This window comes from Diplocloster agilis (genome assembly GCF_019042275.1).
GTDB lineage: Bacteria > Bacillota > Clostridia > Lachnospirales > Lachnospiraceae > Diplocloster > Diplocloster agilis.
On sequence record NZ_JAHQCW010000092.1, the window covers coordinates 1 to 819 of the forward strand.

The following is an 819-nucleotide window of genomic DNA, read 5'->3' on the forward strand; positions in this document are numbered from 1 at the left end:
GTGAAGTCGTAACAAGGTAGCCGTATCGGAAGGTGCGGCTGGATCACCTCCTTTCTAAGGAAGAAGAAGTAAGGGTTGTTTTACTGTTTAGTTATCAAGCCGGTCTATGAGAAATTACAACTATCCTCGTGAAAATTGGAAATACATAGATCGCAGATAACTTTATATATATTTCTGGTGTCGATGCGCTTAAGGGACACACACGTTCCCATCCCGAACACGTTTGTTAAGACTTAAGCGGCCGATGGTACTATACTGGTGACGGTATGGGAGAGCAGGTGGATGCCAGATTTACGGGGGTATAGCTCAGTTGGGAGAGCACCTGCCTTGCAAGCAGGGGGTCAAGGGTTCGAATCCCTTTATCTCCATCGATAAAAGTTTTGAAGCAAAACCTTTATCGAATGTAGATTTGACCTGCGCGCCAGCGCAGCAGGAGCTTTTAGAAATGAGCAGCGTCAAGCTTGCTTGTCGATGATCATTTATAAAAGATCCGTAATGCACGCAGTGCATGTCAAATCGGACGGTGAATCAAAAGCCAGCTTTATTTCAAGGCCTAACGTGACCGAGAAAATCTCCGATTTTCGAGGGCTCAGCACCAGGCCCGGCTTGAACTCCGTCATCCTCATGTACCTTGAAAACTACACATTGAAAAATCAATTGAAAAATCTGAATTCAAGGGATTGGAAGCAAGCATTATTGCAACGCAGACAACCCAAGAAGACAGAAACTTCAAGACATCCGAGATTAAAAAAAGATTTATTTGAACCAATTCAAAGAATCCGAGAAAATCAAGAACCAAGACCCATCCCTATAACGCTA

1 protein-coding gene, 1 tRNA gene and 2 rRNA genes are annotated in these 819 nt (G+C 43.8%); all 4 read left to right on the plus strand.

Features of this window, described 5'->3' with window-relative positions:
* Positions 1–54: ribosomal RNA gene (locus tag KTH89_RS24660) — 16S ribosomal RNA — on the plus strand; the annotation flags it as partial.
* A 119-nt stretch (positions 55–173) separates the two neighbouring features.
* Positions 174–291: ribosomal RNA gene (rrf, locus tag KTH89_RS24665) — 5S ribosomal RNA — on the plus strand.
* A gap of 4 nt (positions 292–295) precedes the next feature.
* Positions 296–368, plus strand: a tRNA-Ala gene (locus tag KTH89_RS24670).
* A 127-nt stretch (positions 369–495) separates the two neighbouring features.
* A partial coding sequence (locus KTH89_RS24675; protein ID WP_238723469.1) for a hypothetical protein occupies positions 496–819 on the plus strand: 324 nt, incomplete at its 3' end.